At 42.3% G+C, this 16,240-nt stretch carries 12 protein-coding genes and 1 pseudogene; 3 read left to right on the forward strand and 10 right to left on the reverse strand.

Annotated elements, in window-relative coordinates; all coding sequences use genetic code 11:
* Window positions 1-6 precede the first annotated feature (6 nt).
* Window positions 7-851, reverse strand: a pseudogene (locus JNUCC1_RS01605) (YitT family protein).
* Between the two features lie 145 nt (window positions 852-996).
* Between JNUCC1_RS01605 and JNUCC1_RS01610 the strand changes: the two are divergent.
* Window positions 997-1,863 (forward strand): DegV family protein, encoded by an 867-nt coding sequence (locus tag JNUCC1_RS01610; protein ID WP_156643705.1) that lies wholly within the window; start codon window positions 997-999, stop codon window positions 1,861-1,863.
* 1,492 nt (window positions 1,864-3,355) lie between these two features.
* Window positions 3,356-4,219 carry an SDR family oxidoreductase gene (locus JNUCC1_RS01615; protein ID WP_156645346.1) on the forward strand — a complete coding sequence of 288 codons (864 nt, stop codon included), beginning with the start codon at window positions 3,356-3,358 and terminating at the stop codon, window positions 4,217-4,219.
* A 711-nt stretch (window positions 4,220-4,930) separates the two neighbouring features.
* On the opposite strand, the gene JNUCC1_RS01620 is transcribed toward JNUCC1_RS01615, so the two are convergent.
* From JNUCC1_RS01620 to JNUCC1_RS01660, 9 genes are all read right to left on the reverse strand, one after another.
* Complete coding sequence (locus JNUCC1_RS01620; protein ID WP_156643706.1) at window positions 4,931-5,884, reverse strand: transposase; 954 nt, start codon at window positions 5,882-5,884, stop codon at window positions 4,931-4,933.
* Window positions 5,875-6,618: a hypothetical protein gene (locus tag JNUCC1_RS01625; protein ID WP_156643707.1), complete on the reverse strand. Its 744-nt coding sequence runs from the start codon at window positions 6,616-6,618 to the stop codon at window positions 5,875-5,877. The genes JNUCC1_RS01620 and JNUCC1_RS01625 overlap by 10 nt, the downstream gene beginning before the upstream one ends.
* A 354-nt stretch (window positions 6,619-6,972) precedes the next feature.
* On the reverse strand, window positions 6,973-8,280 hold the full coding sequence (locus JNUCC1_RS01630; RefSeq protein ID WP_156643708.1) for an IS1182 family transposase: 1,308 nt from the start codon (window positions 8,278-8,280) through the stop codon (window positions 6,973-6,975).
* A 9-nt stretch (window positions 8,281-8,289) separates the two neighbouring features.
* Window positions 8,290-8,457 carry a hypothetical protein gene (locus JNUCC1_RS01635; RefSeq protein WP_156643709.1) on the reverse strand — a complete coding sequence of 56 codons (168 nt, stop codon included), beginning with the start codon at window positions 8,455-8,457 and terminating at the stop codon, window positions 8,290-8,292.
* A gap of 350 nt (window positions 8,458-8,807) precedes the next feature.
* Window positions 8,808-10,649 (reverse strand): LTA synthase family protein, encoded by a 1,842-nt coding sequence (locus JNUCC1_RS01640; protein ID WP_156643710.1) that lies wholly within the window; start codon window positions 10,647-10,649, stop codon window positions 8,808-8,810.
* On the reverse strand, window positions 10,646-12,256 hold the full coding sequence (locus tag JNUCC1_RS01645; protein ID WP_156643711.1) for a GNAT family N-acetyltransferase: 1,611 nt from the start codon (window positions 12,254-12,256) through the stop codon (window positions 10,646-10,648). Before JNUCC1_RS01645 ends, JNUCC1_RS01640 begins: the two co-directional genes overlap by 4 nt.
* 123 nt (window positions 12,257-12,379) lie before the next feature.
* Entirely contained in the window at window positions 12,380-12,799 is a 420-nt protein-coding gene (locus tag JNUCC1_RS19410; protein WP_156643712.1) for a glycerol-3-phosphate acyltransferase, read from the reverse strand.
* Between the two features lie 147 nt (window positions 12,800-12,946).
* Entirely contained in the window at window positions 12,947-14,419 is a 1,473-nt protein-coding gene (locus JNUCC1_RS01655) for an alpha-amylase family glycosyl hydrolase (protein ID WP_197431596.1), read from the reverse strand.
* 80 nt (window positions 14,420-14,499) lie between these two features.
* Window positions 14,500-14,862, reverse strand: a complete 363-nt coding sequence (locus JNUCC1_RS01660; protein ID WP_231746939.1) for a YisL family protein — start codon at window positions 14,860-14,862, stop codon at window positions 14,500-14,502.
* 163 nt (window positions 14,863-15,025) lie between these two features.
* Between JNUCC1_RS01660 and JNUCC1_RS01665 the strand changes: the two genes are divergently transcribed.
* A complete protein-coding gene (locus tag JNUCC1_RS01665; protein WP_156643715.1) occupies window positions 15,026-16,219 on the forward strand; it encodes an ornithine--oxo-acid transaminase in 1,194 nt (397 codons plus the stop codon).
* The last annotated feature ends 21 nt before the right edge of the window (window positions 16,220-16,240 follow it).

Below are 16,240 nucleotides of genomic sequence, written 5' to 3' on the forward strand. Positions count from 1 at the left end.
GTCACTTTAGGCCTCACGACGGAAAAAACCGAATATCCCTGTTGTCTGTACAATATTGGCAAATGCATTTGGATCGACATCTGCTATAATTTGTTCTAGATCATACAACTCGTATCTTGTAATGACGAGGTAAAGCATATTCTTATCTTCACCAGAATAAGCGCCTTTCGCAGGCAAGATGGTGATGCCGCGCACCATTTTATTGTGAATGGCTTGCTGAAGCTCGTTCGCTTTGTGTGTCACAATCATTGCAGTCAACTTCTCGTGACGTGTATGGAGCGCGTCGATCACGCGTGTCGTTACGTAAAGCGTTAAGAGTGTATATAACGCGTTTTCCGGTTCATATAACACGCCAGCCATTAAAATAATAACACCATTCAGTGTTAGAAAATATGTGCCAAGCGGTTTATCATTGAGTCTTGAGAGTACCATTGCAACAATATCCATACCACCTGTTGATGCACCCCACTTCAACGTGAGTCCCACACCAGTTCCCCAATGACACCACCAAACACGGCATTAAGAATAATGTCGTTAGACAAACTCATAACAGGCATGATTTCTAATGCTGTTGTCGTGAATATGACTGATAAAATACTGTAGATGGTAAATCCTTTGCCTACTTTATACCAGCCTAAAATAGCAACTGGTATATTTAAAATAAACAAGATCACACCGGTACTGATTCCGATTCCGATAAAATCTTTGAACACACTCGAAATGAGCTGTGCCGCCCCTGTAAAGCCGCTGGCATAAACATTTGCGCCAATCAGGAAAAAATTAAGTGCCACAGCATTTAAAATAGCACCAAAAATTACGACTACAACCCGTCTCGCTTCAACTAAAAACATATGTTACCTCCTTGTCTGATGGTTTACTTTTATATTTTTGGAAATATTATCAAGTATACTTTGACTAACTGACCTTACCATATTAAACTATTAATAAGTTACATATACAAATCTTTGAATGAATATAAGAAATGTAGGTGAAATCATGACCGTAAAAATAATGGCTGATTCTTCATGTGACCTGACAGAGCATTATTATAACGAATATGATATCGAAATGGTACCGTTAACTGTTCACTTGAATAATAAAGAGTATCGTGACAGCATCGATATTCAGCCTAAAACAGTTTATGATGAGATGCGAGCTGGTAAAGGCACAAAAACTTCTCAAGTATCCCCACAGACCTTTAAGACCATTTTTACATCTTATGCTGAAACAAATCAACCATTAGTCTATTTAGCGTTCTCATCAGAGCTTTCAGGCACCTACCAATCTGCGGCAATGATGGCCGAAGAAGTAAAAGAAAGCTACCCAGGTGCACAAATTCACGTGATCGACACCAAGTGTGCTTCAATCGGTTACGGCCTCGTTATTTTACGGGCAGCAGAACTTGCGAAAGAAGGTGCAGATGCAGCGTCCATTATAGAGACTGCCAGCTATCATGCTGAGCATATGGAGCATATTTTCACAGTAGATGACCTTGAGTATCTTTATAGGGGCGGCCGTGTCAGCAAAACAGCAGCATTTGTGGGTTCATTGTTAAAGATTAAACCCCTGCTCCATGTTGAAGATGGTAAATTGGTTCCACTTGAAAAAATCAGAGGACGGAAAAAAGTTCTTGGCCGGATGATTGACCTGATGGCGGCTCGTGGCGATGATTTCAGTAACCAGGTTATTGGGATCAGCCATGGCGACGACCTCGAACGCGCTGAGCAACTTCGCGACATGATTTGTGAAAAATTCAATATCTCTCAGAAAAATGTTGTAATTGAAATGGTTGGCGCAGTTATAGGAGCCCATTCAGGTCCAGGGACACTGGCTCTTTTCTTTCTTAATAAGCCGTATAAATAGTTTTCAAATTAAATCTCTTAGGCGCGTGTATCGCATCTAAGAGGTTTTTCTTCTTTCAGTCATATATTTGCCACAAAGTTTTTTCAGATTCGTGACAAATCTTATTCTGCATTGTGTGAGTGCTTCTCCTTCTACATACTGAGATTAGCATATATGTATAAGTTCAGGAGGTACGCTCATGCGACGGACAATCGTATTGTTATCGTTCTCATTATTCCTATTAACCGCACTAACCGGTCTGGTGATGCGGATCTTTCCTTTTACCCGTAACAACCTCATCCCATATGAGCATTTGCTGCATGGACATTCACATCTGGCGCTGATCGGCTGGGCATTTATGGGAGTGCTCGTCGTTTTTTTCGCTATTATCTGGCGAAAGATGACCAAAAAAGAAAAGCAGCACGGCATGATCCTCATGCTCTCTTTATTCATCGTTTCTGTATCCATGTTTGCTGCTTTCCTTTACGAAGGATACGCATTGTATTCCATCGTCCTTTCAACCTTGCATATTGGAGTGGAATATTGGGCTGTCATATTCATCTATCGCAGACTTCATTATATTACCCAGGGTTCAAAAACGGCGGCATTGTATATTAAAGCCGGTCTATTCACGCTGATCATCTCATCAGTTGGTCCGTTTATGCTTGGTGCGATTTCAGCCAATGGACTAAAAGATACTGCCTGGTTTGATATGACGATCTATTTTTATTTGCATTTTCAATACAACGGCTGGTTATTTTTCATGCTGATCGGAATGCTTATTTTCATGCTGGTTCAGGCGAATATCACACTCAATCACACCCACCTGAGAAGAGGCTTCTGGTTCTATTTACTTGCTTTATTCCCTGGATACATTTTATCTATTTTATGGGTTGAGTCGTTACCTGGCTACAGTTATATTTTCGCCATCGCAGGCAGTATTGGACAATGGATTGGAATTTTCCTCATCATTTGTGCCGTATCAAAAAGCTGGACACAAATAAAACAGCATTTTTCAGAAAAAGTTGTGTGGCTCCTTGGGGCAGTGCTCTTTCTTTTATTTGCTAAAAGCACCCTAGAACTCGGCCTGATGTTGCCGAATCTCGCTAATATGATTTATGAAACACGCAGCATTGTCATTGGATACTTGCATTTAACCCTCCTCGGTTTCGTCAGTGGTATGATTCTTGTCCTGTATGAAATTACCGGGTTATTGGATAGCCGAAGCAAAGCCATGTTAAGAGGGGTAAGTATGTTTGCCATTGGCTTGATTTTAAATGAAAGTATTTTATTCCTTCAGGGGCTGCTTGATTGGATGAATTTACCTTCCTTCCCATTTGCTAGTCATGGACTTTTGGTGGCTGCTTTAATTCTTTTGATCAGTATCATCAGCATGACTGTTTCAGTATTCACTGGTAGACCTGTGTTTAGAATCCAACTTGCAGACAGATTTCATAAAGCCCTAGTAAATATTAGTGCGACGTTTCACCTCCCTTTATTTGGGTATAGTAAAATGAATGGAGGTATGAATATGACATCAAATAAGCAAACTCAAGATACACAACCAGGGATAGAATCACATATGCATCCTGAACCAGAATATATACGGAAATACTATAATGGCAGTGGAAAACTTATGGGTGATGTAGCACTTGTGACTGGTGGTGACAGTGGCATTGGACGCTCTGTCAGTCTGCACTTTGCCAAAGAAGGGGCAGATGTGGCCATCGTTTATTTAAATGAACGTGAAGATGCTGAAACAACGAAGAGGCTTATTGAACAGGAAGGTAGATCTTGTCTATTAATTGAAGGCGACATCAGCAGCCCGACATTTTGCGAGCGTGTGGTAACTGATGTCATTGAGCATTTCGGCAAACTTGAAATTCTTGTTAATAATGCCGCAGAACAACATCCCCAAGCAGATATTCTTGATATTTCAAACGAGCAACTTGAAAAGACATTTAAAACAAATGTCTTTGGAGCTTTCTATATGACAAAAGCGGCTATGCCTCATTTAAAAGAAGGCGATGCCATCATTAACACAACGTCTGTTACAGCTTATGAAGGCAGCGAGGACCTGATCGATTATTCTGCAACAAAGGGTGCGCTTGTATCATTAACACGCTCTCTTGCTGCATCACTTGCTGAAAAAGGTATACGCGTCAATGCAGTCGCACCTGGTCCTATATGGACACCGTTAATTCCATCCACCTTTAGTGCTGAGAAAGTCAGCAACTTTGGTTCTGGAACACCGATGAAACGTCCCGGTCAACCCGCCGAACTCGCACCAGCTTATGTATATCTAGCCAGCCAAGACGCTTCTTACGTATCTGGACAAGTCATCCACGTCAACGGCGGCATCATTCTGAACGGGTAAATAAGTAAAAAAGCCACACTCAAAGAGGTGGCTTTTTTTACTAAGCTTTTTGTAAATACTATTACTATAACCAAGGCACATTATAAGTAAACAGCGAACTAAAAAGCATAGTAGGTCAAAACCCATCAATGTATATAAGAGCACCGTGATTTGCGCTCCGGGAAGTCGCTTTCCGCGGGCACGGCCTCAGCCTCCTCGCTCGCAAAGACCGCTCACTGTGGGGTCTTCGGACTCGTGCTGTTCCCGCAGGAGTCGACTTCCCTCCGCTCCAATCACTTTATGTTAATTGAATGCTTGGACGGTCCTGTTCAAGAAAGCAAGTAAGAACGTGAACACTCTTAAGCAATTAGTAATAAGTCCATTTATACGTATTATTCCCTATTCAGACGTAATCTCGGTTTACTTATGAGCATTTATTCCGTCTATGAGTGATTTTCAGCCCCTATATGCGCTTCAACCGTTCCGCCCAATAAAGCAAGAAAATGAACACCACTCACCTAGCTCGGGGAAAACACGGAGACTCCTGTGGGAGCAAAAGCCTAGGAGCCCTAGACAAAAGTATTTTTTAAAAAGCTAAAGATGGCGTTATTTAACTTTTTTATTGACATAAAATAAATCAAGAAAAAAATAGGTATGACAAATAAACATCACGATTTTAAACTTTCTGCTATTGCGACTAAACGTTCAGCACCTCCTCTCGGGCTTCTTCCATCAGGCGGGATACCGTAGGCTGTTTTCTTTCTCTTGGACCACCTGCTGATATGACAAACTATTCAAGTAGAGCTTGACTATTTTTCGAATGTTGTGCATCACACAGTGTAATTTGAACTCACGGGAGGCATTTTTCTTCCCCCGCATATGCATCTGTTTCCAGCCATCTTGTGTTTGGATATTTCCCCACACTGGTTCTGGTACGCTTTTTCTTTGTCTTAAAATTTCCTTGCCTTTCTCACTATTGGCCTTTGCCTTCGCATCTTCACGAAGACTATCATCTTCCAAATGCCTCTCTATTCTGCGAATACCGTCTGTTGCTTTCGTACATTGCGCACTGAGAGGACATTTTTGGCAAGCTTCTAAATTACTGTACTCCCCAATTTTTCCGGACTTTTTTATTTTTTTTCTCCCCAATGTACTTCCTTCTGGACATGTGTATGTATCAGATGCCGGGTCATAATCAAATTTATCTTTTCCAAACGGACTCTTTAGCTCTGGATAGGATACATAAAAGTCGATGCCTTTATCCTTCATGAAACGAATATTCTCGGCGGAAAAAAATCCGGCATCGGCACCAGCCTGCATCCCTTCCAATGAGCCGCACATGTTTTGCGCATCAAGTAGTGTTGGCTGTAATTCAAGTTGATCAGAAGCGCTGTTGCCCGTGTGTGTACCAAGTATAATATGGGTCTTATCATCCACCCAGGCAAAATTGTTGTAACACTGCTGCACTCCATGATGTTTTGTCATCATAATGTTAGAGTCTGCGTCCGTAAAATTGATTTGCTTTTCCGGTGGGATTTTTTTGTTCCCCTTCTCTTCTTTCCATCTTTGCTCCAGAGCTGTTTTTGCCTGCTCCATCGTGTTGAGTCGATCACTTGTGATCGCAATATCGTTTAACACATTTACCACCTGGTTAAATGTTTCAGATGGAACGTTATTCAGAAGCATAGAAGACGCTTTAACGTTTCTTCCAAATTCAAGCCCTGCGTTTTCTCAGCCTCATCAAGGTCAAGGTTGAACACTTGCTGTTCTTTTTTCCGAAGTTCTCTTTCGTGTTGTTGTCGTAAAATGTGGTTAACTAATTGGGCCTGATCATGGATACAAGCGTTTAACTTATCATCCGGTACCTGTTCCAAGCTGCTGATGTATGGCTTCATCGTTTCAAATAACGACTCAATATTAATTGATTGATTATCAATTTTCTTTGTTAGACGTTCATAACTCATCGCCTTGTGTTTAGAGGCATTAGCTTGAATCTTTGTACCATCAATATACATACGTTTCCAACCAACCAGGAATAACCCATCACAAATTCCGATGATCTGAATGAAGAGATGATCAACTTCTTCGAATAAGGCATCAATTGTGCGTTCCACCGTTTTATAGCTGGGCATTCGCATGCCGGATAAGATCCATTGTGCGCCAATGCTGTCTTCAGCAAATTGTTGGATTTTCTGCGCCGCATAATGACCATGATACATGGCGTAAAGTATAACTGCTGTCAATTCCCGGCGGGAATAGCGTGGAGCTCCCATAGATAGAGATGCATAGTACCTTAGATCCAGTACATTTGCTAAGTACATAAAGAAACGGGCAGCGTGTGGCTTGTGTTCAACTCTCTCCTGTAATAATTCCTCAAAAAGAACAATCTGATTTGGACAATTCGGGCTGCGATGTGCCATAAAATCTCTCCTCATTTTTTAATCCCAACAAAGAGTACCTAAAAACGATGGTTTTTTTGGGCAAAACAAGGTATAATGAACGGTATAAAGCACTCTTCGTTGGTATGTTTTTCCCAAAAAACATTGTATCATCAAAGGAGTGCTTTTTTCTATGTCCAAATCATGATAAACACCGCACAATAATTTTAATACGTATATTAGTGAAGTTTCGCAATTTACTTCTGTCCAGGGCTCCTAGGAGTCTGTCCGACGGAATGTTATTTAAGGGGTCAGATTTAACTTTTTGAGCATATTTCTCCAAAAAAACGCTATTTTGAAATGAATAGTGTTTAAATCCAGCCTTATCCGTGCCCTTTATGATAACTTTTTCAGATTTTGGACAGACTTATCCCTTGTTTGCTTTAACACATTTTTTGGATGCTTAAGAAAATGAAGCTTCCTAAGGTTATGAGCCAACGCAAGCAGCACAAATTCACCCGAAACTTTTTCTTTTCCGCGGAGGTGAAATTGCCGAAAGCCTTGACACGCTTTCAGTTGCCCAAACACCGGCTCTACAATTGCTTTACGTTTCTTGTAAATGTCTTTCCCTTCGTCACTTTGAACTTTCGTTCTCATAGCTTCACGTATTGGATCAGCTTCTGTACGTTGTATAGTTCTTTTGCCTGTTTTAGATTTTACACACTCACTTTGAAAGGGGCAGTCTAAGCATGCTTGACCTTCATAAATCCATGTTGTAGGTCTGGTCTCATGATGGCGGTATTTAACTTTTTTAAGCACCATGTTTTGACCAATAGGGCAGATATAAGTATCTTGTTCTTGGTCATAAGTGAAATTCGACTTGTCATAAGGATTACCATTTTGTTTGCCTTCTTTGGTTGCTGCAATATAGGCATCTACTCCATAGGTTTCGGCTTGTTGAATGTTGGCTGCACTAAAATAACCGGCATCTGCTGTAACAATCTCTGGCATGGCACCCATATTCTCCCGAATGGAGGATAAGACATTTTCAAACTGTTGTTGATCACTGGAATTATTACTCATGGCCATTCCAACGATAAAGCCACGGTCTGAATCAACTGCAACTTGTGGATTGTAGCCTTGTATCACGCCTTGTGTCCGGGTGTTCATAATTCGTGAATCATCGTCCGTAAAATTAGCCTGGTCCTTGTCAGCTGTTGCTAAAGCTGATTCAGGTTTGCGTTCTTCTAGTTTTTGTAATGCTTCCTTGATCGTTTCCAGGCGCTTTTGATGATCTTGTATACCTCGACTTGTGGGTTCCGTTTGTTCATCTTCGATGGCATCTTGCAGCTGGGCTTCGTTCAAGTGATCGGCAATAAGCTGTTCCATACGCTTAATTTCTTTTTTCATATAGCCGCGTGTCATCGCTTTGTGCTTTGAAGCATTAGCCTTGAACTTTGAACCGTCAATGCTTACATGTGCCATGGATACATGACCTAATTCTTTAGCGATTAGAATAACCTGACTAAATAAAGGGGCCAAATTATTTATGTTGTTTTTTCGAAAATCACTAATAGTGCGGTGATCAGGCTTCTGGCCACCGGCCAGCCAGCGAAAGGGAATGCTTTCTTGAATTGCCGTATGCAATTTACGGGATGAAAACACACCCGTTTGATAGCCATAAAAGAGAATCTTAATCAACATCTTCGGATTTTAAGCTTCTTGACCACGATTTTTATAGTGAATTGTCATATGAGAAATATTTAGTTCATCAACAATGTCGTTAACAGTGCGAGCAAGGTGATCAGAAGGAATCAAATCCCCAAAATACGTCGGGATTAGCTCTCCTTGCTCCACTGAATAAGGCTTAAATGGTGCCATGGTGGAATGCCCCTTTCTTTTTCCGTTCAATCTTCACTTTGTAATATTAATTATACATGAAAGTCCGGCATTCCACCCATTTATCTGGTAATACTTTCATTCCGTCGGACAGACTCCTAGATGAGACCCCACAGCGCGCTAGAGGGGAAGGAAGGCTAAGACCGCGACGTCCTGTCGCAACGCCTTCATGACCCACATCCTGTGGGCCCGAGGCTCATCAGCGCCCACCGGACGCGGAGTGTTTTCCCCGAGCGATTGCCAGAAGCAGTCATTCAAGTTTTCATTAGTTCGCAGTTTGTGTCTACTATTCGTTATAGGGGACGACTGTAAAAGCAATGAGGAACTTCGGCTTATTCCAGAAATCGCAGTAAGTCACGTTGGATAAGGTGATCTGAGATGCGCAGTTCATCACGGGCTTGTTTTAAATATGGTGTGCATTTGGACTGGGAGACTTTTTTCTCCTGCTCCCTGTTATAGCATCCACGTTCAATATAAGCATAATTCTCAGTAACAAACCCACCATCGCGAAATACAACTGGATGATCACCTGAGCGTGTCAGCAAATTGCGGCTGAGCGACATGTTGTTTCGGTCATCTACACCGAGAAGGTGCAATAGTGTCGCACGTATGTCAATCTGCCCCCCAGTTATATCAATCTCTCTCCCTTCTTGCCCTGGAACATGGATAATGAGCGGGATCCGCTGTAAAGCCAAATGATTCAGCGGCGTATCTTTCTCATCCAGAAATTGATGAACTCCCTCTTCATATTGCTTAGAGATTCCGTAATGATCCCCATAAATAACAAAAATATTATCTTCATACATATTCGCTTCTTTCAGCAGTTCGAAAAAGCGTTTTAAAGCCTCATCCTCATATCTCACCGTTGTCATATATCTGTTTACCACTTCAAGATCCGTATTTGCTTTATCAATGAACTGATCTTCTTCTTCAAGCAAAAATGGAAAATGGTTGGTCAACATTAGAAATTTAGCTAAATAAGGTTCGGGCAGATCTTTTAGCATTTCCATGCTCTGTTCATAAAAAGGGATATCCTTGAGTCCATAGTTAACGGAATTTTCTTCCGTCACTTTATAATCACGTTTCGAGAAAAATTCTTCATAACCAAGAGCTGTGTACATTTCTTCTCTATTCCAGAAGGTCCGGTCGTTGGCATGGAATGAATAAGCCTGATAGCCTCCAGCCTCTTGTAATATCTTGGGCAATGATTGATAAGTATTCTTAGGATAGCGTACAAATGCCGAACCACTCGGAAGCGGGTATAGCCCTGTGGATATCATAAACTCTGCATCAGACGTTTTACCCTGAGCAGTCTGATCATATATATTACTGAAATAAAAACTATCCTCAATCAGTTCATTCATAAATGGTGTAATTGACTCTCCGTTCACGTCTTCATCAATCACAAACCCTTGAGTTGATTCGAGACTTATTATAATCACATTTTTATCTTCAGCAACCCCAAACAGATCTGTTTCCTCTTCTTCTGTCCTCGTCAATTTCTTATTAGCAGCTTTTGCTTCACCTTCATCAGCCATGGCCTTTTCGATAGGAACCTTAATGCTCGTGGCAATATTTACAAACTGATAATTGTAGAGGCCGAGTGAGGTTACAAGTAACTCACGGTCATAGTCTACCTTCAGTAAATATGGCGTTTGCATTAAAGCCAAGGCAAATGTAATTGCGATTGTGGCAAATGCTGTAAAGGTATAACTTTTTTTATTGGGTGTATAAAATGGTGTATGATGCTTTCGTTTGCGCTTCATCAGGTAAATAATTAAAATCAGGTCAAGCACCAGAAAAGGATCCCACGGACTTAATAACTCGACAGTACTTGGCCCCAGGCCTCCCACATTGCTCAGCTGAAATAAAACGGGAACCGTAACAAAATCAATATAAAAACGATAATACAGCACGTTGGCATAAAGCAATCCAGTCACAATGACATATGCTGTAATCAGCAGCCATGGACGCATGAGTCTGGTAAACAAAAATGAGATTCCAACAAACAACATAATCGTCCCAAGAGGTCCGATTATCAAAAGTACAACATCATACCATGTTGTTACAGGAGCATGAAAGGATATAAGTGTCACCAGCACTGTTTTTAACAGCAGTGCCATTACAGTAACCCCAATAAGATGATTTGATAAATACGGTATTAACCTGTTCATGAAGTGCCCCCTGTCTCTCTCTTAAACCGCTTAAACTCTCTCGTAATCTCTTGAGCTGCATTGAGTGCGGAATCCTCTTTCTGTACCCCCATCAATGCCGTCTGAAACCAATTCTGCTTGAGCAGATAACCGCTCTCATAGCTTATAAAAATACCTTTTTCTTTCAAGCAGTCACCAAACTTCCTGACTGATATATTAGCCGGAAGGGCTACTGTCACAATTCCGGGCGAATAGCTATCGTCACCCAAAACGTCCATCCCAACGCTGTAAAACATCTCACGAATTCGATCCGCAAGTGGCTGGGGAGATTGTGGCCGATTCTCCAATGCCTGCTGAAGTGCTGCCACACTGTTAGAAGAATGCGTAAATGGAGCACTGCCTGATTGCTGATACAATCCGACATCAAGATAACGAGGAATCAACACCGATGGCTGAAACTGCTCATAGCTGAAAACGATTGAGAGCCCAGGATATGAGGCAAGTCCTTTGCCACTGACGCCGCTCGCCAGATACACCCGACTCAAATCAACAGGAACAACTCCAAGACTGCTGCATGCATCTACACATAACTTTACATTGTGTTCATCACAAAGCTCGCTTAGCATGTTCATATCGAACAGATAGCCTGTCGATGTTTCACAATGAACCGTCCACAGCCACTCGATTTTATCCTCATTCTTCAATATTTCTGCGATATCCTCCCGAAAGATCGGTGTGTTCCATGGTTTTTGAATCAAGCTAAAATCAAGTCCACATCTCTTACCATGGTCTATTAACCGCTCACCAAATTCTCCGTTCACTAAAATGAGCCCTTTACCGTTCAACATGGAAAGCTGTGCAGCGACCATGTCATTAGCGTGCGAGCCAGTTCCGACAGCTACAATGGCGTGCATAGCCCCAGTCAGCTTGCGTAACTGCTGTTGCACGCCGCTCACCATATCTCTAAAATACTCTGAACGATGTGAGACGGCTGGTGCGTGCCAGGCCTTGGCAGCTTTATCACTGACAGGGACAGGGCCAGGCAGAAATTGATGCTGGAACGGCTGTTTGCGGCGATCCATTAATTGTTTGAATCCTTTTTTGGATGTTTCAAAGTTTTCTTTGCTTAAATACATTGGCTGATAACGGGCTCGTTTTGTTCCAACGAGAGGGCCAAACGGGCGAAAACCGATACGCTTATATAACTTTTCCTGTCGTGTCGTTCCTGAAATCAAAGCTAATGTATAGCCTTGTTCCAGACAATACTCTATTAATTGTTCGCACAAGCCGAAAAACACGGTGCCTTTACGGTATTCCTTTTTTATGACAAGCAGCCTGATTTCACAAGGGGCTGCATTCATCGGGATATAAGCATCAAGGTCTTCCAGTTTAGTATCCAGTGAGAACGGGCGGTTGCCTCTGACGGCAATCATTCCCACAACTTTATGTTGATCTTTGGCGATCATATATGTATTTTCCTTATGGAAGCGATCTACAAGCCTGTTATCTTCCCTCTTTTCGTGCTGAGGGATTTCGGTAACAAACGCCTCATGGTTTAAACGGTGAATTTGTTCAAGTTCATCTGGTGTGTCAGCTGTTTTATATATGATATGGTTAAATGTCGTCATCCCATCACTCCTTCAAATGCGCCCAGATCACAATGATTAACATGATCATAAAGATCCCACCCTGCCACACCCCTGAAAGAAACGCAGCCGCCACCGGAACTGTTACAAGCGCAATAAGTCCAATCACAGTAAAAAGTCGTTTAACAAGCAAACCAAACAAAGAGATGATCCCAACAGGCAAAAGTACGACAGGCTCCAAAACAAGCACTGTCGCAAGATAAACAACAACACCCTTTCCCCGCGAAATTGCAACTGTATCGGCCATATGTGTCCAATCAGCACACTGAGTCCAACCCAATAAGGGATGAGAGATGGTGCATCTTCATAGAAAAGCACAATGCTAATGGGCACAGCAGTCTTTAAAGCATCTACTGCTATAGTCATAACAAACGCTTTTGCACCATATATACGTCCAGCATTTCGTGCGCCTGCATTTGCACTGCCAAGCGTCCGGATATCTTCCTTAGCAATTGCTCTGCCAATATAGTAAGCTCCATTTACACAACCAAATAAGTAGGCCGTTACGATCAACACTGCAGACATATCCGGGACGCCACCTTCATTATTTTCTGGTGAATGTTCCTTATCGCCATTTTAAATTTATTCTCTAAGCAACGCAAGAACAAAACCAGAAGATGACTTTCTACATCACACAACTAAAAACAGCTGCCGTCTCGGGCAGCTGTTCAATCAATTATTTTTCTTTGCTTTTCTCCCCATAACAATGATCCCTATCGGGAACAAGAGAAAGACGCCGCCGACAAAAAGAATAAACGGCCAGTTGAGACCAGTGTTTTCTTCTACAATATACACTTCGGCTGTCTCCCGTGGCAGGACGAGATCAAAGGCACCGTCTTCGTTTTGCCGGACTATGTTATCACCAAGTATCCCATTCAGCTGTTGTTCGTCACTCAATCCTTCTACAGAAACAACCTGTGACTTTACATCGTTGTTCAAAGCCACATATACGGTTTGATTATCATTCGTTCGTTTATAGACACTCATCGCACCACTATCACCAACAAAAGTAAACGCTCCATCAACCAGAACAGGAAATTGTTCTCTAATAGAAGCTATTTTTTCGTAAAAAGCCAGAGTATCTTCGTCCTGACGGTTAAACTGAACAAGTTTGGCTGTTTCCGGCCATCCGTCTCCATACATCGGGATTTCCGATCCTTGAGTGAGATTTGGGAGCCCTGGAGCGGTATATAAATATGTGAGCGCCAGTTTCCAGCTCGTCAGGTCATTGCGCCCATTTTCAGCGGTCAGCTGAGAAAAGCGCTTCGTATAAAAATCATCAGCCTGCAATAAACGCTGCTTATCCGTTGAGTCAGTTGCATCAATAACTGGAGTAAGGCTTTGCCCTGGCTCAGCCAACGCTGCTCTCAGCCGATTTTGAATATCTGGATCATCAATGACGTCTAAGTTATTGTTCTCCAAAAGCGGTGTTAGATCTGCTTCTTCATCAAGCACACTGGCGAGCAGCAAAAAAGAGTCATTCTCATTTTTAATCTGATCTGTCAATTCCTGTAAAAATTGTTGATTTGTTTGATCAGCAGCATGTAATTTGAAGCCGTCCACATCTGTATTCTGCACCCAAAACAGCGCAGCTTCCGTGATCATTTCTTTCACCTGCTGATTTGTTTGATCCAACACAACAGCTCCTTCTTTCCATGGAGCATCTATCACAGCATTTTCCACAGTCGTTTCAGGCGACTCTTTGACCAGCGGGTGGGACTTTGCCGCATAATTCATTACGAATTCCATGATCACGTTTATATCCCTGTCATGTGCTTCATTAACAAGTGTTTTAAAATCTTCCATTGTACCGAACTGCGGCTCCACTGCCATAAAATCTTCAATCCAGTATCCGTGAAAACCTTTGTCAGCATTGGCCATTGGAGGTGATAAGACAATCGTAGTGATGCCAAGTTCTTTCAGCGCATCAAGGCGTTTAACGATGCCTTTAAAATCACCGCCATGATAGGCGAGTGGATCTGTTACGTCCACTGTCTCATCTAGACTGACATCTCCATTGTTAAATCGGTCGATCAAAATATGATATGAAATGCCTTGATCTATTGAATTTGTTTCCGCATGCACTGGCACTGACTTCATAAGCACACACGCGACCAAAGCTGCTATCCAAAGTTGTTTTTTCATGATATGTACCTCCATTAATTAAACCGCTTCGTGCAAAAAACGGGTGTCTGGAAATTCTCCCCAGACACCCGCCCGCAATCTTAAGCGAATCCCAACGGTAAAAAGCCAAATCCAAGCACCAATGTGATGATAAATGCGAGCACGAGCTGTACCCACCATGAACCGGCGGGTTTATCTTTAGCCGTTTTGACACCAATCATTTCTATGGCAGCGATCGCCCAGATTCCTGCTAAAAGTTTCACTATAGCAAGCATCAGCAGGTCATCTCCCATGTAATTTGCAAACAGATCTCCGCCTGAATAAAGTATGAGCAAATAATCCAGGCGCAGGATCATATGTACAATTTTCCCTGCCTTTGCCTTTCCTTGTTTATGCAACATTACAACTACAGCAAGTAAAATAAGGGCCAAAACCCAAGATGTAACATGTAAATGTGTATTCAACTTTTTTTCCTCCCACTTTTTGGTGCTTGCTTGTATCATATCATGCCAGCCAAAATTTTTCACAACATACGGTTGAAGCGCCAAGCCTTTAAATTCTGTAAAAACAGAGCAATCATGATATACTGAAAGTGTTATGTATTTTTGTTAAATATGGAGGGATTGCATGGTACTCAGTCAAAACATCATCGACCAAACGCAAAGATATGGTGCAAAAAACTATCACCCGCTACCTGTTGTCGTAGCTCACGCAGAGGGCGTATGGGTCGAGGATCCGGAAGGCAACCGCTATATGGATATGCTAAGTGCTTATTCTGCGGTCAACCAGGGACATCGTCACCCAAAAATTATCGAAGCATTAAAGGAACAAGCGGAAAAAGTCACATTGACCTCACGCGCTTTCCATAACGATCAACTTGGACCTTGGTATGAGAAGATTTGTAAATTAACCAACAAAGAAATGGCTTTGCCGATGAACACAGGTGCAGAAGCTGTGGAAACAGCTATAAAAACGGCCAGACGCTGGGCGTACGATGTGAAAGGTGTCGCAGAAGATCAGGCGGAAATCATTGCGTGCGAAGGAAACTTTCACGGCCGGACCATGACAGCGGTTTCTCTTTCCTCAGAAGCAGAGTATAAACGTGGCTTCGGTCCCATGCTTCCAGGAATTAAAATTATTCCTTATGGAGACATTGATGCGCTAAAAGCAGCGATCAACGAGAACACAGCGGGCTTTCTTTTTGAACCCATTCAAGGTGAGGCAGGAATCGTTATGCCGCCTGAAGGCTTTTTGAAAGAAGCTTACGACGTTTGTCATGAAAATAACGTTCTATATATCGCCGATGAAATCCAGGCTGGCCTTGGCCGCAGTGGAAAGATGTTCGCTTGTGACTGGGAAGATGTTACACCGGATATTCTTATTCTCGGTAAAGCGCTTGGCGGAGGTGTCATGCCGATCTCATGCATTGTTGCCAACAAAGATATACTTGGCGTCTTCAACCCGGGGTCACACGGCTCCACGTTTGGCGGGAATCCGCTCGCTTGCGCTGTCTCTTCTGCAGCACTCGAGGTCATTGAAAATGAAAAGCTTGCTGATCGTTCACTTGAACTGGGGAACTACATGATGGGTGAGTTGAAGAAAATCAATAATCCTGTCATTAAAGAAGTACGAGGCAAAGGGCTGTTTATCGGTGTGGAATTGACTGAGCCTGCACGTTCGTACTGTGAAGCACTGAAAGAGAAAGGGCTCCTATGCAAAGAAACACATGAGAACGTCATCCGCTTTGCACCACCATTAACCATAAACAAAACAGATCTTGAATGGGCCATTGACCACATTAAAGACGTATTAGCCCAATAATAACAGTAAACAAGCAAGAAA

Source organism: Lentibacillus sp. JNUCC-1 (assembly GCF_009741735.1).
Taxonomy (GTDB): domain Bacteria; phylum Bacillota; class Bacilli; order Bacillales; family Amphibacillaceae; genus Lentibacillus_B.